Source organism: Microbacterium sp. Leaf288, assembly GCF_001422925.1.
In the GTDB taxonomy this organism is placed as follows: domain Bacteria; phylum Actinomycetota; class Actinomycetes; order Actinomycetales; family Microbacteriaceae; genus Microbacterium.
The window spans coordinates 407,449-429,552 of record NZ_LMNI01000010.1 but is presented as its reverse complement, the minus strand read 5'-3'; the positions used below and the strand labels follow the sequence as shown (position 1 = coordinate 429,552).

Below are 22,104 nucleotides of genomic sequence, written 5' to 3'. Positions count from 1 at the left end.
GGGGGCGCGGCCGCGTGTGCGAGACTGGCCCCGATGACCCTCAGCCTACCCGTGGACCCGCCGCGCGCCCGGAGCCTCACCCGTGTCGTGACCGAGATGTCGGCGGCGCTGGACGGCGGCTCGGAGTGGTTCGCCCCCGCGCGAAGTGCGATCGTGTGGGTGCTCGACGGCCTCGGCGTCCACAACCTCTCGGCCCGCGCCGGCCACGCCCGCTTCCTCAGTGAGGCTCGCGCGAAGAAGGACGTCGCGCGCTCGGTCTTCCCTTCGACCACCGCCGCAGCGCTGACCAGTCTGCTCACCGGGGCACTGCCGGGGGAGCACGGCATCGTCGGGTACCGCGCGCGCATTCCCGGCACCGACGACGTGGTGAATCTGCTCCGCGGCTGGGACACCGACGGCCTTCCGCTCGAGTTCCAGCGCGCCGCCCCGCTGTCCGCCACGCTCGGCCGGCCGTTCTTCGCCGTCTCGCGCAACGAGTACGCCGGCACCGGCTTCACGGCGGCGACCCTCGGGAACGCCGAGTTCCACGGCGCCGACGACCTCGATGAGCGCGTGAGCCTCGCCGCCGACCTCGCGGCGCAGCATCCGGGGTCCCTCATCTACCTCTATGCCCCGGATCTCGACGCGATCGGCCACAAGCGCGGCTGGGAGTCCGACGAATGGGTCGCGGTGCTGGAGCGGGTGGATGCCGCGGCCCGGACGCTCTCGACATCCCTCGATCGCGGCACCGGGGTGGTGGTGACGTCCGACCACGGCATGATCGACGTGCCCCGGCATCGGCATCTCCTCCTCGGAGAAGGGGACGAGCTGCTCGACGGCGTCCGCCTCATCGGCGGCGAGCCCCGCATGCTCCACCTCTACACGGAGCCCGGTGAGGCCGATGCCGTGCTCACGCGATGGCGCGAGGCCGAGGCATCCCGTTCGTGGGTGTTCTCGCGCGCCGAACTCGAGGCGTCAGGTCTGGTGGGCCGGGTCGACCCGGAGGTGCATGCCCGGATCGGCGACGTGATCGTCGCGGCGCGCGCAGGAATCGCGTACTACGACGACCGCCTCGCCGACAAGGCACCGCAGAAGATGATCGGGCAGCACGGCTCCCTCACCGACGAAGAGCGGGTCGTTCCGCTCATCCGGCTCGGCGCGTTCGCCGGGGCCTGAATCCCGGCTTCAGTCGTCGGAGCGGGCGCCGAAGACGATCTCGTCCCACGACGGCATCGACGTGCGCCCCTTGCGTCGGCCGGCCTCGGCGACCGCAGCCGGAGTGGGGGCCTGATAATCGGACGCCGTCGGCTCGTCTTCGGACGCGGACTCGTCGTAGCCCGGCTCGAGCGCGTCGAACAGCGCGACCGGGGCGGGCGAGCGGGGCGCCGAAGCGACCTCTTCGGCCCCCGGAAGCGGCTCGCGCTGGCCGCGCCGTCGACGCAGCGCCTCGAGCAGGTCGGCGGTCTCGGCCGATGTCACGACGGCGGGCTCGGTGGCGCGCTTGATGGCGGCCTCCTGCACGGCAGGGGCTGCGGGGGACGGGATCTCGGGCGACTCGATGTCGGCGTCAGGGAGGCGGCGCGGGCCGAACGCACCGCTGTCGAAGCGGGAGTCGTCCTTCGGGGGTGCCGCGTCGAGGGCGCGGAGCCGGGGGATGAGCCCTTCGGGGAGCGACCCCTGGCGGGACAACTGGATGGCGTCGGCGTTCAGCGGCGACAGCGTGCTGCGGCGCGGGTCGAAGCCCCAGCGGGCGTCGTGGCCGATGTCGTTCGAGGTGAACTCCAGCTTCACGGTCCAGCCGGTCGGCTCCTTCCAGCTGGTCCAGCGTTCGCCGATCGCGCCGGCCTCGGCGAGCTTGGCGCGCACCGCGGAGCCGAACGTCGTCTGCCCGTCGCCTTCGAAATCGCCGCCGAGCAGCACCGGAACCGCCAGTGCCTGACCGACGATGTGCTCACGCTCGGCGAGCACGGGGCCCTCGAAGCGCACGATGTCCTCGACGCGGGCACCGAGGAGCTCCGCGACCTCCCGCGCGGACAGCCCCGACCGGATGTGTGCCTGGATCTCGCGGGGGCTGGGGCGTGGGGTCTGCACGTCGGACTCGCGCTCGCGGCGCGCCTTGCGCAGCTCGCCGCGGAGGACGTCGTCGACGTCGAGCGTGAATCTCTCGCCGGACTCCGTCGCCAGGATGAGCTTGTCGTCCTCGGTTCCGATGACTTTGAGCTGTTCCATGCGGACGCTCCCTGCTTCTCGAGCCGGCTCTTGGCTGCGCTTTCCCGGCGGACTCACGGCTTCAGAGCCCGCCTGTCCGCCCCATGGTGTCATAGCGCGCCACGACGACCGGGAATATCCCGCGCGTGGCGCGAGTTTCACGCGGACGCACGGTCAGTACGGCGCCCGATCGCATTTGCGAAAAGGGGAATGGTCGTGCAAACTATCGCCGCCCGCAAGGGCGAGCGCAACCGCGAATACCCGGAAGTTGAGATCTTCACGCATGGCCACCGATTACGACGCCCCCCGCAAGACCGAGGACGACAGCGAGTCGATCGAGGCGCTCAAGGAGCGCGTTCCCGACAAGCTCTCGGGCTCGGTCGACGTGGAGGACGCCGACAACCCGTCGGGCTTCGAGCTGCCGGGTGCCGACCTGTCGGACCTCGAGCTCGACGTCGTCGTTCTCCCTGCACAGGAGGACGAGTTCACCTGTTCGAACTGCTTCCTCGTGAAGCACCGCTCGCAGCTCGATCACGAGACCGCAGACGGCCCTATCTGTACTGAGTGCGCCGCGTGATCTGAGCCCGCCGCACTGCGGCGGCCAGCCGGTCCGGCGTCCGCGAGGAGATGACCCACGCGGTCGTCGGATCATCGGCATCCGTCACCGGGAGAACGACGACTCCGTCGATCCCGCCCCGGATGAGATGCCACGACCGCGGGTCGAGACCCGCACCGCGCGCATGGCGCGCGTCCTCCCCGAGATGAACCTCGCCGTCGCCGAGGAACTCGACGCCGATGTGCGCGCGCCCTGCCCGCAGCTCGCCGTCGCGGACCTCGACGACGGGTGCCGCCAGGATCAGCAGCGCGATGAGCAGGATGCCGACGCAGGCGCCCACGATGAGGGCGATGGTCGTGTCGATCGGCGTGACGACGAGCGCCGCCATCGGCGCCGCCATTCCCGCAGCGACCAGGATCCACAGCGACGGGCCGAGCCGCTCGCGATAGGCGTCGGCACGGCCGGTTCGGGCACCGGCGTGAGGCGTTGAGTTCTGCATTACCCTCGTTGGGTGACTGAAACGGTGGACGTCCCCATTATCGCCCCCGACGTCCCGGTGTACGCGCACCCTGGGGACGCCGGAGCCGACCTCGTCGCCGCCGAGGCGGTGCGCCTCGAGCCCGGCGAGCGCGCCCTCGTCGGCACCGGCGTGCGGATCGCGCTGCCCGAGGGGTATGTCGCCTTCGTGGTCCCGCGCAGCGGCCTGGCGGCCAAGCACGGGATCACCGTCGTCAACGCGCCCGGGACGATCGACGCCGGCTACCGCGGCGAGATCAAGGTGATCCTGCTGAACACCGATCGGACACTGGCACACGACATCGCCGTGGGCGATCGCATCGCGCAGATCATCGTGATGCCGGTGCCGCGCGCCGTATTCATCCCCGTGGAAACCCTGCCCGACAGCGTGCGCGGCGAGGGCGGCTTCGGCTCCACGGGCTACCAGAAGGACGGAGTCCTCGCATGACCGACCCCTCATCCGTCGACGGCCCGCGCAAGGTCGCACCCGACGACCGCGCCACGACCGGCCCGTTCGACGAGTCCGAGGCCAACCCGGTCCGCCCCTACATCGATCTCGGCGGGATCAAGATCCTCCCTCGTGAGGGCCTGAACCTGCGCCTCGAAGTCGAGGAGCAGACCAAGCGCATCGTCGCCGTCGGCCTCGACTACGCCGACTCGACCCTCCAGGTGCAGCCGTTCGCGGCGCCGCGCTCGGCGGGCCTGTGGGAGGAGACGCGCGAGCAGATCCGCCAGCAGATCCGCCAGCAGGGCGGCCGCGTCGAGGAGCGCGAAGGGCCGCTGGGTCCGGAGCTCCTCGCCGAGGTGCCCGTGATCGCCGGCCCCGACGGCGCCGCGGGCAAGCGCCTCGCACGCTTCGTCGGCGTCGACGGCCCGCGCTGGTTCCTGCGCGGCGTGATCGGCGGTGCGGCGACGGCCGATGTCGAGGCGGCGGCCGCCGTCGAGGACCTGTTCCGGTCGATCGTCGTGGTCCGCGGCGGCTCGCCGATGCCGCCCCGCGACCTCATCCCGCTGAAGATGCCGGCGACGCCGGGCTCCGCGTGAGCGACCCTTCGCGCCCCGACGACGCGTCGGAATCCACCGCGAACGGTGCGGCCCGCTCCTCCGAGGGGACACCGGATGCCGCACCCTCCGCGTCCGAGATGCTCGGCGCCGCCCTGGGCGGGGCCGCGCGTCGCGCCGGCCTCGACCCGGCCGAGGGCAAGACCACCGGGCACGTCGTGTGGGCCGCGATGGGCGGCTGGCGCGGCATCCTCGAGTCCGTCCTCCCGGGCGTCGTGTTCCTCGTCGCGTGGACGGTCACCTACGACGCCGAGGCGAAGTCGGGGAACCTGCCCCTCAGCCTCGCGCTGTCGGTCGGTCTCGCCGCCGTCTTCACGATCGTGCGCCTGATCCAGCGGCAGTCCGCGAGTGCCGCGATCGGCGGCCTGATCGCCGCGGCCGCGGCGGCGGGCCTGTCGCTGTGGACCGGCAGGGGAGAGGACAGCTTCATCCCCGGCTTCCTCACCAACACGCTGTACGGCACCGCCTTCCTCGTGTCGGCTCTCATCGGGTGGCCGCTCATCGGCCTGGCCGTCGGCTTCCTGATGGGGGAGGGCACCGCCTGGCGCGCCGACAAGCGCAAGCGACGCGTCTTCTTCTGGCTGTCGATCGCGTGGGCAGGCCTCTTCGCGCTCCGCCTGATCGTGCAGCTCCCGCTGTACTTCGCGGGCGACGTCGCCGCGCTCGGCACGATCAAGCTGATCATGGGCCTGCCACTGTTCGCGCCCTTGGTCGCGGTCACATGGCTCGCCGTGCGCGCGCTCTACCCGCGCGCCACGAAGTGATACATTTATCTCGACATCAAGATAAATTTCTCCCGAACCGTTAGGTCGACCTCACTAGCCGAGGACTTCGGAGCGGGGGAAGATGGGGATGCCGGACTCCGGCACGATCCCGCCGCCGACGAAGGAGACAGACGTGTCCACGGTTGACAGCTTCGGTGCGAAGAGCACCCTGACGGTCGGCAGCACCGACTACGAGATCTTCCGCATCGACACGGTCGCGGGCTACGAGAAGCTCCCGTTCAGCCTCAAGGTGCTGCTCGAGAACCTGCTGCGCACCGAAGACGGCGCGAACGTGACGAGGGCCCAGATCGAAGCCCTCGGATCGTGGGATGCCGCCGCCGAGCCCGACACCGAGATCCAGTTCACGCCCGCCCGCGTCGTGATGCAGGACTTCACCGGTGTCCCGTGCATCGTCGACCTCGCCACCATGCGCGAGGCCGTCGGCGCCCTGGGCGGCGACCCGACCAGGATCAACCCGCTCTCGCCCGCCGAGATGGTCATCGATCACTCGGTCATCGCGGACCTGTTCGGCACGGAGAACGCCCTCGAGCGCAACGTCGAGATCGAGTACGAGCGCAACGGGGAGCGGTACCAGTTCCTCCGCTGGGGCCAGACCGCCTTCAACGACTTCAAGGTGGTCCCCCCGGGCACCGGCATCGTGCACCAGGTGAACATCGAGCACCTCGCCAAGGTGATCTACGACCGGACGGTGGGCGGCGTCCTGCGGGCCTACCCCGACACCTGCGTCGGCACCGACTCGCACACCACGATGGTCAACGGCCTCGGCGTGCTCGGCTGGGGCGTCGGCGGCATCGAGGCCGAGGCGGCCATGCTCGGCCAGCCCGTCTCGATGCTCATCCCGAAGGTGGTCGGGTTCAAGCTCTCGGGCGCCATCCCCACCGGCGTGACCGCGACCGACGTCGTGCTCACGATCACCGACATGCTGCGCCAGCACGGTGTGGTCGGCAAGTTCGTGGAGTTCTACGGCGAGGGCGTCGCATCCGTGCCGCTGGCCAACCGCGCCACGATCGGCAACATGAGCCCCGAGTTCGGCTCCACTGCCGCGATGTTCCCGATCGACGCCGTGACGATCGACTACCTGCGCCTCACCGGCCGCGACGAGCAGCAGCTCGCACTGGTCGAGGCCTACGCCAAGGAGCAGGCGCTCTGGCACGACGCCTCGCGCGAGCCTGTCTTCAGCGAGTACATGGAGCTCGACCTCGCGACGGTCGTGCCCTCGATCGCCGGCCCCAAGCGCCCGCAGGACCGCATCGTCCTCTCCGAGGCCAAGCGGCAGTTCGAGAGCGACCTCACCAACTACGCCGAGGTCGACCACGACCTCGTCGACCTCGAGGGGGCCGAGTCCTTCCCGGCGTCCGACCCGCCGGGAAACTCCCCGGAGGACGAGCACAGCACCCACCAGCACCACCACCGCAGCCACGCACCGGCGACCGCTTCCAAGCCGACGCAGGTGACGCTCGAGGGCGGCGAGAAGTTCGTGCTGGACCACGGTGCCGTCACCATCGCCGCGATCACGTCGTGCACCAACACGTCGAACCCGTCGGTGATGCTCGCTGCGGGCCTCCTCGCCCGCAACGCGGTCAAGAAGGGCCTCAAGGCCAAGCCGTGGGTGAAGACCACGCTCGCACCCGGCTCGAAGGTCGTCACCGACTACTACGAGAAGGCCGGCCTCACGCAGGATCTCGAGGACCTCGGCTTCTACACCGTCGGCTACGGCTGCACCACGTGCATCGGCAACTCCGGGCCGCTCATCGAAGAGGTCTCCGCGGCGATCAACGAGAACGACCTCGCCGTGACGGCCGTACTGTCGGGCAACCGCAACTTCGAGGGCCGGATCAACCCCGACGTCAAGATGAACTACCTCGCGAGCCCGCCGCTCGTGATCGCGTACTCGCTCGCCGGATCGATGAACTTCGACTTCGAGACCGACGCGCTGGGCACCGACCAGGACGGCAACGACGTGTTCCTCCGCGACATCTGGCCGGACTCGGCCGAGGTGCAGGCGACGATCGACTCGTCCATCAACAAGGACATGTTCACGCACCAGTACGCGAGTGTCTTCGAGGGCGACGAGCGCTGGCAGACGCTGCCCACGCCCACCGGCGACGTGTTCGAATGGGACGAGGCCTCGACGTACGTGCGCAAGCCCCCGTACTTCGACGGCATGACGATGGAGCTGACCCCGGTCACCGACATCTCAGGCGCCCGCGTGATGGCGACGCTGCTGGACTCGGTCACAACCGACCACATCAGCCCTGCCGGCAACATCAAGGCCGACAGCCCCGCCGGTCAGTACCTCGCGGCCCACGGCGTGGACCGCAAGGACTTCAACTCGTACGGCTCCCGCCGTGGCAACCACGAGGTCATGATCCGGGGCACGTTCGCGAACATCCGACTGAAGAACCAGCTCGTCCGCGAGGTCAACAACGGCGCAGAGGTCGAGGGCGGAATCACGCGCGACTTCACGCAGGCGGGCGGCCCCCAGTCGTTCATCTACGACGCCAGCCAGAACTACCAGGCCGCGGGCACGCCGCTCGTGATCTTCGGCGGCAAGGAGTACGGCTCCGGCTCGTCGCGCGACTGGGCGGCCAAGGGCACGAGCCTGCTGGGCGTGAAGGCGGTCATCGCCGAGAGCTTCGAGCGCATCCACCGCTCGAACCTCATCGGCATGGGCGTCGTGCCGCTGCAGTTCCCGGCCGGCGAGAGCTGGAAGTCCCTGGGTCTGGACGGCACCGAGATCGTCTCGATCTCGGGTCTCGAGCAGCTCAACGAGGGCGTCACGCCGAAGACCGTAAAGGTCACGGCCGAGCCCAGCGAGTTCTCGCCCGAGGGCAAGCAGACGGTCGAGTTCGATGCGGTCGTCCGCATCGACACGCCCGGTGAGGCCGACTACTACCGCAACGGCGGCATCCTGCAGTACGTGCTGCGTTCGCTGGTCTGACAGGTGATTCACGGGGGACCGGATGCCGCGGCATCCGGTCCCCCCTTCATGCCCCGGGTAGACTTGCAGGGCCCTTCCGGGGCCGGAAAGGAGCGGGGATGTCGCTGTTGTCGTCCATCACCGGACCCCGCGACCTCGACGCGCTGAGCCTCGATCAGCTCGAGCAGCTCGCGGATGAGATCCGCGGCTTCCTCGTCGAGAACGTCGCACGCACGGGCGGTCACCTGGGCCCCAACCTCGGGGTCGTCGAGCTCACGATCGCGCTGCACCGCGTGTTCGACTCGCCGAACGATCCCATGATCTTCGACACGGGCCACCAGTCCTACGTGCACAAGCTGCTCACCGGGCGCCAGGATTTCACGAAGCTCCGCGCGCGCGAAGGCCTCGCCGGCTACCCGCAGCGCTCCGAGAGCCCGCACGACGTCGTCGAGTCGTCCCACGCCTCCAGCTCGCTGAGCTGGGCTGATGGCGTCTCGCGCGCGCTGACGCGCACCGGCCGCAAGGACCGGCACGTGGTCGCCGTCGTCGGCGACGGCGCGCTCACCGGCGGCATGACGTGGGAGGCGCTCAACAACATCTCCGACGACAACGACCGCAACCTCGTCATCGTCGTCAACGACAACGGACGTTCCTACGCCCCGACCATCGGCGGCATGGCGCGCTACCTCAACCGCGTCCGCACGGCCGACGCGTACCGCAACCTCCACCGCGGCTCCGACACCGTGTTCCGCAAGCTCGGTCCCGCGGCCCGCGCGGTCTACCGGGGTGTGCGCGGCGGCACGCACGGATTCCTGTCGCGATTCACGAACAACGCGGCGCTCTATTCGAACCTCGACATCAAGTACCTCGGCCCGGTGGACGGGCACGACCTGCCGACCCTCATCGAGACCCTCGAGCTCGCCAAGGAGTACGGCGCCCCCGTGATCGTCCACGCGATCACCGAGAAGGGCCGCGGCTACGCGCCGGCCCTCGAGGACGAGGCCGACCAGTTCCACGCCGTCGGCAAGATCGACCCGATCACGGGCGAGGCGCTCGGCGCCGCGGGCGGCACCGCCTGGACCGATGTGTTCGCCGACGAACTGGTGCACGTCGGCGACGAGCGCGACGACGTCATCGCGATGACCGCGGCCATGCTGCGGCCGACGGGCCTCCTGCCGTTCGCGCAGCGCTTCCCGGACCGCGTCTACGACGTCGGGATCGCCGAGCAGCACGCCGTCGCATCGGCCGCAGGCCTCGCGTTCGGCGGCCTGCACCCGGTCGTCGCCATCTACGCGACGTTCATGAACCGCGCATTCGACCAGGTGCTGATGGATGTCGCGCTCCACCGCGCGGGTGTCACCTTCGTGCTGGACCGCGCCGGCGTCACCGGCCCCGACGGCCCGAGCCACCACGGCATCTGGGACCTCGCGATGCTGCAGATCGTGCCGCACATCCGCATCGCGGTGCCCCGCGACGAGGCGCGACTGCGCGAGGAGCTGCACGAGGCGGTCGCCGTCGAGGACGCCCCCACCGTCATCCGCTTCCCGAAGGGCGGCGTGAGCCCCGAGCTCCCTGCCCTCGAGCGCCTGGAGGACGGTGTGGATGTGCTGGTGCGCTCCGACGCACAGGACGTGCTGCTCGTCGGCATCGGCCCGATGGCGCACACCGCGGTCGACGTCGCCGAGCGTCTGCGCGCGCAGGGCATCGGCGCCACCGTCGTCGACCCGCGCTGGGTGGTCCCGGTGCAGCCGTCGATCATCGAGCTCGCAGCATCCCATCGCCTCGTCATCACCATCGAGGACGGCATCCGGGTGGGCGGCATCGGCACGCGCGTGCGCCAGGTGCTGCGCGAGGCGGGGGTCGACACCGCAGTCGACGAGCTGGGCGTGCCCGACGAGTTCATCGACCACGCGAGTCGCGAGCAGATCCTCGAGGACGCCGGCCTCACCCCGGCGAAGATCGCCCAGGATGTCGTCGCACAGGTGCTGGGCACCCGCATCCCGGTCGCGCGGGGGGCACAGACCTCCGAGATCCCGACGCTGCCGGACCTCGCCCGCAGCCGCGAGGAGCGCGGCTAGAGCGAGGCCTTGCCTGCCGACGCACCGCCCCGGACCGGCCGAGGGGGACCGCGCCGGCGTGAAAGCATGGGGGCATGACCTCCGCGAACCTCACCCGTGACGAGACCGCGGCCCGATCGAGCACCATCCGTCTGGACACCGTCGAGGTCGACCTCGACGTGCGTGACGCGCAGGATCCGGCGACGCAGACCTTCCCGACGACCGCCACACTGACCTTCACGGCCGCCACCGACGCGACGTGGCTGGACTTCCTCGGCGAGTCCGTCGACAGCGTGACGGTCAACGGCGTGGCGCGCGACGTGCAGTGGGACGGCGCCCGCGTCCGCATCGACGGCCTCGCTGCGCACAATGTCGTGACCGTACGGGGACGCGGGCGGTACAGCACGTCGGGCGAAGGGCTTCACCGCTTCCGCGACCCGGTCGACGGCGAGGTCTACCTGTACACGCAGTACGAGCCCGCCGACGCGCGGCGCGTGTACCCCGTCTTCGAGCAGCCCGACATGAAGGCGCGGTGGCGGTTCACGGTGAACGCGCCGTCCGGGTGGCAGCTCCTCTCGAACGGCGCGGAGACCGCGCGCGAGGACGTCGCCGGCGGTGTGCGCGTCGCGTTCGCCGAGACCTTGCCGCTGTCGAGCTACATCACGGCCGTCGCCGCGGGGCCCTATCACCGGGTCGATGGCGAGTGGCGCAGCGACGACCGTGCCGTGCCGCTGGGCGTCCTCTGCCGGGCCTCGCTGGCACCCCACCTCGACGCCGACGAGATCCTGGACATCACCCGGCGCGGCCTGGAGTTCTTCGAGCACGCGTTCGCCTACCCGTACCCGTGGGGCAAGTACGACCAGATCTTCGTGCCCGAGTACAACCTCGGCGCCATGGAGAACCCGGGCCTGGTGACCTTCACCGAGAGCTACGTCTTCCGTGGTGCCTCGACGGCGGCGCAGCACGAGGGCCGTGCGAACACGATCCTGCACGAGATGGCGCACATGTGGTTCGGCGACCTGGTGACCATGCGCTGGTGGGACGACCTGTGGCTGAAGGAGTCCTTCGCGGATTTCATGGGCGCGCACGCCGCCGTGGCCGCCGGTGGCTTTCCGGACGCCTGGGTGACCTTCGCCAGCCGCCGCAAGGGCTGGGCGTACGTACAGGATCAGCTGCCGACGACGCATCCGATCGTCGCCGACATCACCGACCTCGAGGCCGCCAAGCTCAACTTCGACGGCATCACGTACGCCAAGGGCGCGTCGGTGCTCAAGCAGCTCGTGGCCTTCGTGGGGGAGGACGCCTTCTTCCGCGGCGCGCAGCGCTACTTCGCGGACCACGCCTTCGGCAACACCACGCTGCCCGACCTGCTGTCCGCGCTCGAGGCGGAGTCCGGACGCGATCTGACGACGTGGAGCCGCGCGTGGCTGCAGACCAGCGGCGTGTCGGAGATCGCGATCGAACGCGGCGACGCCGGGGCCCTGGTGCTGACGCAGACCGATCCGCGCCCGCACCGGCTGACCTGCGGATTCTTCGCCGTCGGCGATGGGCGTCTCGAGAGGCGGGGCACGCTGCAGATCGACGCCGTCGAGGCTCGCACACCCCTGGAGGGCACGACGGCCGCGGGGATCGATCTCGTCCTCGCCAACGTCGACGATCGCACCTACGCGAAGGTGAGACTCGACGCGCCGTCGACCGACGCTGTCGCGGCGCACCTGTCGTCGATCGAGGATCCCGTCGCCCGTGCGGTGATCTGGGCGGCCCTGTGGAACTCCGCCCGAGACGGGAACCTGCCTGTCTCACGATTCGTCGAGATCGCGGGCGATCACGCCACCCGCGAGACGAACATCGCGCTGACCACGGACGCGATCGCCCACGCCGCCGTCGCGATCGGACGCTACGCGGCATCGGACGCGCGCACTCCGCTCGCCGAGGCCTGGCTCGACACGTGCTGGGCGGCGCTGTGGGCCGCCGCCCCCGGCACGGACGCCCAGCTGGCCTGGGCCCGTGCCCTCGGCGGCGCCGCAGCGCGGTCCGCGAACCGCGCAGGGGAGATCCGGAGCATGCTGTCGGGCACCGCGGCAGCGCCTGCGGGGCTTGCCCTCGACCCCGACCTGCGCTGGGCGTGGCTCATCGCACTTGCGGCCACGGGGCACGCGTCGGCCGAGGATGCGAACGCCGAACTCACAAGCGATCCGTCGGCACAGGGGCACCTCGCGCACCGGACCGTGCTGACCGCCCGGCCGGACGCAGCCGTGCGCGCGGCGGCCTGGTACGCGGCCTGGGACGACGAGAGCCTGACCAACGACCACCTCGCGGCGACGATCGCCGGCGTGCGCGCAGGCGACCGCCGTGACCTCATCGCCGACTTGGACGACGAGTACTTCGCCCGGATCCGCCCGACGTGGGCCGCCCGCAGCATCGAGATCGCGCGCCGACTCGTGGTCGGGCTCTTCCCCGCCGCGGAGTCCCTCGACCAGGTTGATGCGTGGCTGACACAGAATCAGGATGCCCCGGCCGCGCTGCGCCGCCTGGTGATCGAGCAGCGCGACGGCCTCGCACGGGATCTGCGCGTGCGCGCCGCGCAGCCGGTGGCGCACTGAGGATCGGAATCCTCCCACGACGCAGGCGACCCCGGGCACACGCCCGGGTTCGGCGTCGTGCACCGCAAGCAGGCGTCGGTGTACGACCTNTCAGTGCCTACTGCCAAACCTGGCTCTGCTAAGGCAGCTGCCCTGAAAGCGAAGTCTAGTGCTAAACCTTCAGTGGGGGGGGGACGTCAGCTCGCGATGCCCTTGATCACCGGGTGGTGGAAGGTGTCGCCGAACGCACGGTCGGACGCGCCCTCGCGGTCGAGGTAGGGCGACGCCCCGCCGTCGATGAACGGCCAGCCCGCGCCGAGGATGAGGCAGAGGTCGATGTCCTCGACCTCGGGGACCACGCCCTCGTCGAGCATGAGCTTGATCTCCTGCGCGAGGCCGTCCTGCACGCGGCGGAGGATCTCGGCGGCGGGAGCCGGCGACGAGCCCACCGCGGGCCTGAGCGTCTTCTCCGCGGCCTTGGTCCAGCCGGTCACGCGGCCGCCCTTGTCCTTCTCGACGACCTCGGGCAGTTCCGCGAGCGCGTGGAAGTTCTCGTTCGCGTAGAAGCGATCGGGGAAGGCGTGCACCATCGTGTCCTGCACGTGCGCGGCGACCTTCCAGCCGACGAGGTCGATGAGCTGGAACGGTCCCATCGGCAGCCCGAGGGGCGCGAACGCCTTCTCGACGTCGGCGACCGGCGTGCCCTCGTAGACAGCACGCGCGGCCTCGCCCATGACCTTGGCCAGCAGGCGGTTGACGACGAAGCCCGGAGCGTCGGCGGTGAGCACCGCGTTCTTGCCCAGGTTCTTCGCGACGACGAACGCCGTCGACAGGGCAGCGTCGGAGGTGTGCGGCGTCTTCACGATCTCGATGAGCGGCATGACCGCCACCGGGTTGAAGAAGTGGAAGCCGACGAGACGCTCCGGGTGGGCCAGCTTCGCGCCGATCTCCTCGACCGACAGCGACGAGGTGTTCGTCGCGAGGATCGCGTCCTCGGCGATGATCTGCTCGATCTCGCCGAACACCTGCTGCTTCACGCCGACCTCTTCGAAGACGGCCTCGATGACGAAGTCGCAGTCCGCGTAGAGGCTCTTGTCGGTCGTGCCGGTGACCAGGGCACGCAGCTTGTTGGCGGAGTCGCCGTCGAGGCGGCCCTTCGCCTCGAGCTTGCCGATCTCTTCGTGGATGTACGCCACGCCCTTGTCGACGCGCGCCTGGTCGAGGTCGGTGATGAGCACCGGAACCTGCAGCTTGCGCACGAACAGAAGCGCGAACTGGCTCGCCATCAGGCCGGCGCCGATGATGCCGACCTTGGTGACCTTCTTCGCGAGCTCCTTGTCGGGGGCGCCGACCGGACGCTTGGCGCGCTTCTGCACCAGATCGAAGGCATACATGGATGCCGCGAACTGGTCGCCCGTGACGAGCTCGGCGAGAGCCTCGTCCTCGCGTGCGAATCCCTCGGCCTTCGAACCGTTGCGCGCCTTGTCGAGGAGGTCCAGCGCCACGTACGGGGACTTCGGCACGGTGCCGATCTTCGACTCGAGCATGCCGCGGGCCATCTTGATGGCGATCGGCCACTTGGTGAGACGCTCGATCTTGCCCGGCTCGTTCCTGCGGTCGACCTTGATCTTCCCGCCCAGCACGCCGTCGGCCCACGCCAACGAGTCCTCGAGGTAGTTCGCGGCGGGGAAGATCGCGTCGACGATGCCGTAGTCGAACGCCTGCTGCGGCTTCAGCATGCGGTTCTGCTTCAGCGGGTTCGAGATCACGACCTCGAGCGCGTTCTCGATGCCGATGAGGTTCGGGAGCAGATAGGCGCCGCCCCAGCCGGGGATGATGCCGAGGAACACCTCGGGAAGCGCGATCGCGGCGGCGGAGGCATCCACCGTCCGGTAGGTGCTGTTGAGCGCGATCTCGAGACCGCCGCCGAGCGCGAGCCCGTTGACGAAGGCGAACGTGGGCACGCCCAGCTCGGAGAGCTGACCGAACACCTTGTGGCCGAGCTGCGCCACCATGCGGGCGTTGTCCTTCGAGCCGACCTTGCTGATGTCGCTGAGGTCGGCGCCGGCCGCGAGGATGTACTGCTTTCCGGTGATGCCGACCGCCTGGATCTCGCCGGCGGCCGCGCGCGCCTTCAGCGCGTCGAGCGTCTCGCCGAGCTGGAACATCGTGGCCGGTCCGAGCGTGTTCGGGCGCGTGTGGTCGCGTCCGTTGTCGAGGGTGACGAGGGCCAGCACCTTGCCCGAGCGCAGGCGGATGTCGCGCACCCGCGAGTGCGTGATCACCTCGCCCTCCGTCATGGCGAGGATGGGGGAGAAGTCGATGTCGTCGTAGTTGCTCATTCGTGCTTACTTCCGCTTCTTGCCGTCGAAGTACGGGTTCTCCCAGATGACCGAGCCGCCCTGGCCGAGGCCGACGCACATCGCGGTCAGGCCGTAGCGCACGTCGGGGCGCTCCGCGAACTGGGCCGCGAGCTGGATCATCAGGCGCACGCCGGAGGCCGCGAGCGGGTGGCCGAGCGCGATGGCGCCGCCCCACTGGTTGACGCGGGGGTCGTCATCGGCGATGCCGAAGTGGTCGAGCAGTGAGATCACCTGGATGGCGAACGCCTCGTTCAGCTCGAACAGGCCGATGTCGCCGATGGTCAGGCCGGCCTTCTTGAGAGCCTTCTCGGTCGACGGGATCGGGCCGATGCCCATGATCTCGGGCTGCACGCCGGCGAAGGCGAACGACACGAGCTTCATCTTGGGCTTCAGGCCCAGCTCCTTGACGGCCCCGCCGCCGGCGAGCAGCGACATGGTCGCACCGTCGGTGAGCGGCGACGACGTGCCCGCCGTCACACGGCCGTGCGGGCGGAACGGCGTCTTCAGACCGGCCAGGTCCTCCATCGTGGTCTGCGGACGGCGGCCCTCGTCCTCGGTGGCGAGGCCCCAGGACCCGTCGGCGTCCTTCGTGGCGACCGACACGAGGTCGGGCTGGATCTTGCCGGTGTCGTAGGCCGCCTGCGCCTTCTGCTGGCTCAGCATGCCGTAGCGGTCCGAGCGCTCCTTGGTGAAGTGCGGGAACCGGTCGAAGATGCGCTCGGCAGTGACGCCCATGTTGAGCGCACCCGGGTCCACCATCTTCTCGGCGACGAAGCGAGGGTTCGGATCGGCGTTGCCGCCGATCGGGTGGTGTCCCATATGCTCGACGCCGCCTGCGAGAGCGACGTCGTACATCCCGACGCCGATGGAGCCCGCCATCGTGGTGACGCTCGTCATGGCGCCCGCGCACATGCGGTCGATCGCGAAGCCCGGAACGGTCTGCGGGAGCCCGGCGAGGATCGCGACACTGCGGCCCAGGGTCAGACCCTGGTCACCGGTCTGGCTGGTCGCGGCGATGGCGACATCGTCGATGCGGTCCTGGGGAACGCCCGGGTTGCGCTCCATGAGCCCGATCGTCGCCTTGACGGCGAGGTCGTCCGCGCGGGTGTTCCAGTACATGCCTTTCTCGCCGGCGCGCCCGAAGGGGGTGCGCATTCCATCGACGAAGAAGACGTCCGAGATCTCGGCCACTCTGCCTCCAAAAGTAGGGATGGCGCCAGCCTAGGAGGGCACGTGGAGCGGCCGGAATCGGGTGGGGGAAACCTACGAAGCCGTTTCCGACGCCGCCGACACGGCTTGCACGGAATCCACAAAGGCATCGGCGATCAACTGTGAGGTCTGCGCAATCTGCCAGGGTCGCGCGCCCAGCGCGGCCAGGGCTTCGCCGATGGATGCCGTCGTCAGCGGCTGCGGGGGAGTCCAGGCGACGCGCCGCAACAGCTCCGGCGTGAGGAGGTTCTCGGTCGGCATGTGGAGCTCCTCCGCCCGCTGCTCCACGACGGGACGTGCCGCCTTGAGACGCGCATCGGCCTCGGGGTTGCGATCGGCCCATGCCCGCGGCGGTGGCAGCGTGTCGCCGCCGGTGGCGCGTTCCAGCGGCAGCTGTGTGACGGCGCGGCCGGCCTCGATCGCCGCCCACCAGCGATCCAGCTGCGAACGGCTCGCACGGCCCGTGAAGTCCTTGACGGCGGCGAGGGCGCTCTTCGACGGGGGATCCGCGAGGACGGCGGCGACCAGAGCGCGGTCGGGGACGAGGCGCCCGGGCGCGACGTCCTCCTGCCTCGCGTACTCCTCGCGGGCGGTCCACAGCTCGCGGGCCACGGCCAGCGCCTTGCGGCCGCGCACCGTGTGCAGGCCCGACAGGCGGCGCCACGGCTCCTCCCTCGGCGGCTTGGGCTCGCGCTCGAGCACGGCGCGGAACTCCTCCGCGGCGAACTCGGTCTTGCCCTGCTCCGCGAGCTCGGCGACCAGCTTGTCGCGCACGTCGACGAGGTGCTCCACGTCGAGCGCCGCGTACTCGAGCCAGGACTGGGGCAGCGGACGCGTCGACCAGTCCGAAGCGGAGTGGGCCTTCGCGAGCGTGATGCCCAGCGTGTCCTCGACGACGGCGCCGAGGCCGACGCGCTCATGACCGAGAAGGCGGGCGGCGAGCTCGGTGTCGAAGATGGAAGCCGGTTCGAGCCCGATCTCCCGCAGCGACGGAAGGTCCTGGCTCGCCGCGTGCAGCACCCACTCCTCGCCGCCGATGGCGTCCTCGAGGGCGCGGAAGTCGCCGATCGGCGGGGGATCGAAGAGGAACACGCCCGCACCGCGCCGGTACACCTGCACGAGGTACGCCCGCTGGGAGTAGCGGAACCCCGACGCGCGCTCGACGTCGACGGCGACGGGACCCTCCCCGTCTGCCAGGCGCCGCGCGACCTCTCCGACGCGCGCGACCTCGTCGATCACGGCGTATTCAGCCACGTGGCGACCTGTGCGAACCGAGCATCGCGATCCCTTCCGAGCCGGGCGGAAGCCCGGCCAGCATGCAAACCAACTCCGCCCATGCTTCCACGTGCGGGGCGATCGCGCCTTCCGGGGACCAGGATGCGCGCAGTTCTATCTGCGCCCCGTCGCCCTCCGCGGCCAGTGTGCCGAACCCTTTGGAGAGCGTCTTCGTCGCTGTGCCGGAGGCCGAATGGAAGCCGGCTCGTCGTGATTCGAGCGCGTCGGTGAGCCAGGTCCACGCGACGTCAGCGAGCAACGGGTCGATCCCGATCTCGGGCTCGAGCGGAGCCTGGGCGAAGCACACGATGCGCCACGGCCCATTCCACGGCGCCGGCTCCTCCGGGTCGTGCAGGAGGACCAGCCGGCCCGTGCCGTACGGCGAGTCGGTGGCGTCGGGTTCAGGACGGACGTCGCCCGCGATGGCGAACGCGTTCGGAGCGAGACCCTGCGGCGCGGCGATCTCGCGGACCGTGAGATCGTCACGGAAGGAGATCGCCCGCACCGCCTCGGCGGCCTGCTCGAAAGAGCCCGGTGCCGCCGGGGGACGCTGCTCAGTCACGCGGACAGACTAGAGTGATGCCTCGATGGTCGCCTCCAGGCGCGCCGCATGGGACGGCGCACGCAGTTACCCGGGAGGGCCGAAGGCTCTCGCTCCTCGCCGCAGGCGCAGGACGCCCGCCCTCGTCGCCGGTGTGAGGGCCGCGCTCACGGTGCTGAGCGTGGCCCTGGCCGCCGTGCTCGGAGCGCTCGCGGCGGGCTCCGTCGTGATGGCGCGAAAGGTCGTGACGCCGGCGCGCCGACAGGCCGACACACGCATCCTGGCGCTCGACACGGCCGCGCAGACGATCACGCTGTCGCGCACGGCCGACACCGAGCTCCCCGGACGCTACGGCCTCTTCACGAGCGGCACGTCCGACTACATCAAGCTCGGGTCGGTGCTCTCGGAGGACGCCTCGAGCGTCAAGCGCAAGCTGCTCACGCACGTCGCCGCCGACGCGAGCCTCGCTCCCGAGGCTGCGTTCAGCGGCTGGTATTACGACCACCCCGAGCAGCTGCACCTGCCTTTCACCCCCGAGCTCATCGGCTCGACGGTGGGGCCGTGCCCGGCGTGGCTGTTCCCGGCGGGCGATGGCGACACCTGGGTCATCCAGGTGCACGGGCGCGGCACCACGCGCGCCGAGTGCCTGCGGGCGGTGCCGGTGTTCCACGGCCTCGGCATCACATCGCTCGTCGTGTCGTACCGCAACGACGGCGAGGCGCCCCGCAGCCGCAACGGCACGTATGCGCTGGGTGCCACGGAGTGGCGCGACATCGACGCGGCGGTCGGATTCGCACGACGCCGCGGTGCGCGCAGGATCGTCGTCATGGGCTGGTCGATGGGCGGCGCGATCGCGCTGCAGCTCGCCCTCAATTCTGCGCACGGCGACGCCATCGCGGGCCTCATCCTCGAGTCGCCGGTCGTCGACTGGCGGGTCGTGCTCGACTACCAGGCCAAAGCGGAGCGCGTCCCCGGCGCGGTCAGCCGACTCGCGATCGAGGCACTGCAGGCCGAGTGGGCGTCGCCGCTGACCCGCACCGGCGCGGCCATCCGCCTCGATCAGCTCGACGTCGTCGCGCGGGCCGCCGAGCTGCGGCATCCGATCCTCATCCTCCACAGCGACGACGACGGATTCGTGCCGTCGGACGCGTCGCACGACCTCGTCGCCGCCCGGCCGGACCTGGTCGAGATGCAGGTGTTCGAGGTGGCGCGGCACACGAAGCTCTGGAACTACGACCAGGAGCGCTGGAGCGCCGGCATCGGCACCTGGCTCGCCGCCCACGGGATCGTCGCGGACTGACGAGCCCTGATCGGTTCAGACCGCCGTCCGGGCGCGCACCTGACGCTGGGCGCGCAGGAGCATCCCCGTCATGCCGGAGATGCGCAGCGGCGACACCACACGGGTCAGTCCCAGCGTCTGGGGGAAGTCGCCGGGCACCGCGAGCACCTCGGCGGCGGTGAGGCCGGTGAGACCCTGCGCCAGGATGCTGGCGAAGCCACGGGTCGTCGGTGCCTCCGGCGGAGCGGTCGCGTGCATCGCGACGGTCCCGTCGGCATCGACGTCGACGACGATGAAGACCGGCGACTGGCACTCGACCACCCGCTCGTACAGCTCGGGGTGACCCTCGTACTCCTCAGGCACCGGCGGCAGCTCGTAGGAGTACTCGAGCAGCAGCTGCAGCCGGTCGGGCTCGGGCAGCTCGAGGAACTCGTCACGGATCTCGGCGAGTCGGTCGGGCAGGGCGGTGTCGGTCATCCCCACCATTTTCCCACGGGTGGATGCTGCCGCTCAGCGTGCGGGCGCTTCGCCCGGCTCAGCACCCGCCACGATCGGCACGCGCACGGCGCTGCCCCACTCGGTCCACGAGCCGTCGTAGTTGCGGACGTCCTCGAAGCCGAGGAGGTGCTTCAGCACGAACCACGTGTGGCTCGACCGCTCGCCGATGCGGCAGTACGCGACGATCGCGTCGCCGTCCTCGAGCCCGACCTCACCGCGGTAGATCGCGTCCAGCTCCGCGCGGGGCTTGAAGCCGCCGTCGTCGGCGACCGCGCGCGCCCACGGCACGCTCTGCGCCGACGGGATATGCCCGCCGCGCAGGGCACCTTCCTCGGGGTACGCCGGCGCCGAGGTGCGGGAGCCGTCGTACTCCTCGGGGGAGCGGACGTCGATGAGCGGGCCGTTGCCGAGGTGCGCGAGCACGTCGTCCTTATAGGCCCGCAGCACGGAGTCGTCGCGCTCGACGACCGGGTAGTCGGTCGGCGCGGGGGTCGAGGCATCCGTCGTGATCGGCCGCCCCTCGGCGATCCACTTGTCGCGTCCGCCGTCCAGGAGGCGCACGTCCTGGTGCCCGAACAGCGAGAACACCCACAGCGCGTAGGCGGCCCACCAGTTGTTCTTGTCGCCGTAGATGACGACGGTGTCGTCGCGCGAGATGCCCTTGCGGCTGAGGAGTTCCGCGAACCCCTCGCCGTCGACGTAGTCGCGCACGACAGGGTCGTTGAGCTCGGTGTGCCAGTCCACCTTGACCGCGCCGGGGATGTGCCCGGTCTCGTACAGCAGCACGTCCTCGTCGGATTCCACCACGACCAGACCCGCCTCGCCGAGGTGTTCCTGGAGCCAGTCGCCCGTCACGAGGCGCCCCGGCGCGGAGTACTCGGCGAACTTCTCGGACGACGTGTCGGTCTCGACGGTCATGGCATCTCCTGGATCGGGGCATGGGCCCGGGCCGCCGTCATCCCGCGTCAAGCGAGGACGGGCGCGCACGGCTGACGGTTAGGGTTGAACCGTCGCCTCCGACCCTAGATTCCCGGGCGGGGCAGCACAGCCCCTCCGTAAGACTCCGACACAGGATCCGCATGACCGTCTCCACCACCCGCACCGGCGTCGTCCACCTCGCGGAGCGCACTCCGCAGCTCGCCGGCGCCGAGATGGTCGCCGCACTCGTTCCGCCGCCCCAGTTCGCCGACGCGACGTTCGACACCTACCGCGCCGACCCCGCCTATCCCTCGCAGCAGGGCGCGAAGGATCTGCTCCAGGCCTTCTCGGGCGCAGCCGCGCCCGTCAAGGGCGGCCTGTTCCGGCGCGCGAAGCGCCCGGAGCTCAAGCCCGGCGTCTACCTCGACGGCGGCTTCGGAGTCGGCAAGACCCACCTGCTCGCGTCCGTGTATCACGCGATGCCCGCCCGCCGGAAGTACTTCGGATCCTTCATCGAGTACACCGCGCTCGTCGGCGCGCTCGGCTACCAGAACACCGTCGAGCTCTTCCGGGGCGCCGACCTGCTCTGCATCGACGAGTTCGAGCTGGACGACCCCGGCGACACGATGGTCATGACACGCCTGCTCGCCGAACTCGTGGCCTCGGGGACGCGGCTGGCCGCGACATCCAACACCCCTCCCAATGCACTCGGCGAGGGGCGCTTCGCCGCGCAGGACTTCCTCCGCGAGATCCACGCGATGGCGTCGAGCTTCCAGACGATCCGCATCGACGGCACGGACTTCCGCCATCGCGCGGTCGACGGGCACGCCGTCGTGCTCGAGGAGCCGCAGTACGAGGCGGCGATCGCGGATGCTGCGGCGACGGGCCTCGCGTCGGACGACACGTTCGACGCGCTCGTCGCCCACCTCGCGCACGTGCACCCGTCCCGTTACATCCGGCTCATCGAGGATCTGGCGCTCGTGGGGCTGCGCGATGTGGCCCCGTTCACGGATCAGTCGGCGGCCCTGCGGTTCGTCGCCTTCATCGACCGCGTCTACGACGCCCAGCTGCCCATCCGCGCGACAGGCTCGTCGCTCGATCTCGTCTTCCCCGAGGAGATGCTGGCCGGGGGATACCGCAAGAAGTACCTGCGCGCCGTCTCGCGGCTGGTGGCATCGACCCTCGCGTGATGCGCCCGGTCGAGCCGGGGCCGGCCTCTTCGCGGCGGGCTCTCGCCCCGCCGAAATCTGATGTTTACATCAGAGGGGTCGACGTAACCATCGCGAAACACGGTACGCACGGCGGGTGAAACCGGCCCTCGCAAAACTGTGGTCAGCACAAGGCGGACACCCGTGA

Annotated in this window: 18 protein-coding genes; 10 read left to right on the top strand and 8 right to left on the bottom strand. The window is 70.3% G+C overall.

The features are described from left to right. Positions 1–33: 33 nt before the first annotated feature. Positions 34–1,155 (top strand): alkaline phosphatase family protein, encoded by a 1,122-nt coding sequence (locus ASF40_RS06210; RefSeq protein WP_200919442.1) that lies wholly within the window; start codon positions 34–36, stop codon positions 1,153–1,155. Between the two features lie 9 nt (positions 1,156–1,164). On the opposite strand, the gene sepH is transcribed toward ASF40_RS06210, so the two are convergent. Next, on the bottom strand, positions 1,165–2,208 hold the full coding sequence (gene sepH, locus ASF40_RS06205; RefSeq protein WP_056367327.1) for a septation protein SepH: 1,044 nt from the start codon (positions 2,206–2,208) through the stop codon (positions 1,165–1,167). A 262-nt stretch (positions 2,209–2,470) separates the two neighbouring features. Here sepH and ASF40_RS06200 point away from each other — a divergent pair, with 262 nt between their 5' ends. Continuing rightward, positions 2,471–2,764, top strand: coding sequence for a DUF4193 domain-containing protein (locus ASF40_RS06200; protein ID WP_045302586.1), 294 nt, complete (start codon positions 2,471–2,473; stop codon positions 2,762–2,764). Here ASF40_RS06200 and ASF40_RS06195 read toward each other — a convergent pair. Beyond that, entirely contained in the window at positions 2,739–3,242 is a 504-nt protein-coding gene (locus ASF40_RS06195) for a DUF3093 domain-containing protein (RefSeq protein ID WP_056367326.1), read from the bottom strand. The genes ASF40_RS06200 and ASF40_RS06195 overlap by 26 nt on opposite strands. Positions 3,243–3,254: 12 nt before the next feature. On the opposite strand from ASF40_RS06195, the gene dut reads away from it, so the two are divergent. The 6 genes from dut (at position 3,255) to pepN (ending at position 12,686) form a co-directional block, all read left to right on the top strand. After that, complete coding sequence (dut, locus tag ASF40_RS06190; protein ID WP_200919441.1) at positions 3,255–3,707, top strand: dUTP diphosphatase; 453 nt, start codon at positions 3,255–3,257, stop codon at positions 3,705–3,707. Further along, on the top strand, positions 3,704–4,303 hold the full coding sequence (locus tag ASF40_RS06185; RefSeq protein ID WP_056367324.1) for a DUF3710 domain-containing protein: 600 nt from the start codon (positions 3,704–3,706) through the stop codon (positions 4,301–4,303). Before dut ends, ASF40_RS06185 begins: the two co-directional genes overlap by 4 nt. After that, the gene (locus ASF40_RS06180) at positions 4,300–5,085 is read left to right on the top strand and encodes a DUF3159 domain-containing protein (protein ID WP_056367323.1); all 786 of its coding nucleotides are present in this window, start codon (positions 4,300–4,302) and stop codon (positions 5,083–5,085) included. Before ASF40_RS06185 ends, ASF40_RS06180 begins: the two co-directional genes overlap by 4 nt. Before the next feature lie 133 nt (positions 5,086–5,218). Next, complete coding sequence (gene acnA / locus ASF40_RS06175) at positions 5,219–8,047, top strand: aconitate hydratase AcnA (RefSeq protein WP_056368268.1); 2,829 nt, start codon at positions 5,219–5,221, stop codon at positions 8,045–8,047. A gap of 98 nt (positions 8,048–8,145) precedes the next feature. Beyond that, on the top strand, positions 8,146–10,104 hold the full coding sequence (gene dxs / locus ASF40_RS06170; protein ID WP_056367322.1) for a 1-deoxy-D-xylulose-5-phosphate synthase: 1,959 nt from the start codon (positions 8,146–8,148) through the stop codon (positions 10,102–10,104). A 74-nt stretch (positions 10,105–10,178) separates the two neighbouring features. Next, the gene (pepN, locus tag ASF40_RS06165) at positions 10,179–12,686 is read left to right on the top strand and encodes an aminopeptidase N (RefSeq protein ID WP_056367321.1); all 2,508 of its coding nucleotides are present in this window, start codon (positions 10,179–10,181) and stop codon (positions 12,684–12,686) included. A 176-nt stretch (positions 12,687–12,862) separates the two neighbouring features. Here the strand turns inward: pepN and ASF40_RS06160 are convergent, their stop codons facing one another. From ASF40_RS06160 to ASF40_RS06145, 4 genes are all read right to left on the bottom strand, one after another. Further along, entirely contained in the window at positions 12,863–15,007 is a 2,145-nt protein-coding gene (locus ASF40_RS06160) for a 3-hydroxyacyl-CoA dehydrogenase NAD-binding domain-containing protein (RefSeq protein WP_056367320.1), read from the bottom strand. Positions 15,008–15,013: 6 nt separating this feature from the next. Further along, positions 15,014–16,219, bottom strand: a complete 1,206-nt coding sequence (locus tag ASF40_RS06155; protein ID WP_056367319.1) for a thiolase family protein — start codon at positions 16,217–16,219, stop codon at positions 15,014–15,016. A 72-nt stretch (positions 16,220–16,291) separates the two neighbouring features. Beyond that, positions 16,292–17,491, bottom strand: coding sequence for a ribonuclease D (locus ASF40_RS06150; protein ID WP_056367318.1), 1,200 nt, complete (start codon positions 17,489–17,491; stop codon positions 16,292–16,294). Continuing rightward, the gene (locus ASF40_RS06145; RefSeq protein WP_056367317.1) at positions 17,484–18,074 is read right to left on the bottom strand and encodes a DUF3000 domain-containing protein; all 591 of its coding nucleotides are present in this window, start codon (positions 18,072–18,074) and stop codon (positions 17,484–17,486) included. The genes ASF40_RS06150 and ASF40_RS06145 overlap by 8 nt, the downstream gene beginning before the upstream one ends. Before the next feature lie 25 nt (positions 18,075–18,099). On the opposite strand from ASF40_RS06145, the gene ASF40_RS06140 reads away from it, so the two are divergent. Continuing rightward, positions 18,100–19,353, top strand: a complete 1,254-nt coding sequence (locus ASF40_RS06140; protein WP_082496901.1) for an alpha/beta hydrolase — start codon at positions 18,100–18,102, stop codon at positions 19,351–19,353. Positions 19,354–19,368: 15 nt separating this feature from the next. On the opposite strand, the gene ASF40_RS06135 is transcribed toward ASF40_RS06140, so the two are convergent. Together ASF40_RS06135 and ASF40_RS06130 are read right to left on the bottom strand one after the other, a co-directional pair. Beyond that, complete coding sequence (locus tag ASF40_RS06135) at positions 19,369–19,809, bottom strand: SufE family protein (RefSeq protein WP_056367315.1); 441 nt, start codon at positions 19,807–19,809, stop codon at positions 19,369–19,371. A gap of 33 nt (positions 19,810–19,842) precedes the next feature. After that, a complete protein-coding gene (locus ASF40_RS06130) occupies positions 19,843–20,748 on the bottom strand; it encodes a sulfurtransferase (protein WP_056367314.1) in 906 nt (301 codons plus the stop codon). Between the two features lie 161 nt (positions 20,749–20,909). On the opposite strand from ASF40_RS06130, the gene zapE reads away from it, so the two are divergent. Further along, the gene (zapE, locus tag ASF40_RS06125) at positions 20,910–21,938 is read left to right on the top strand and encodes a cell division protein ZapE (RefSeq protein WP_056367313.1); all 1,029 of its coding nucleotides are present in this window, start codon (positions 20,910–20,912) and stop codon (positions 21,936–21,938) included. Positions 21,939–22,104: the final 166 nt, after the last annotated feature.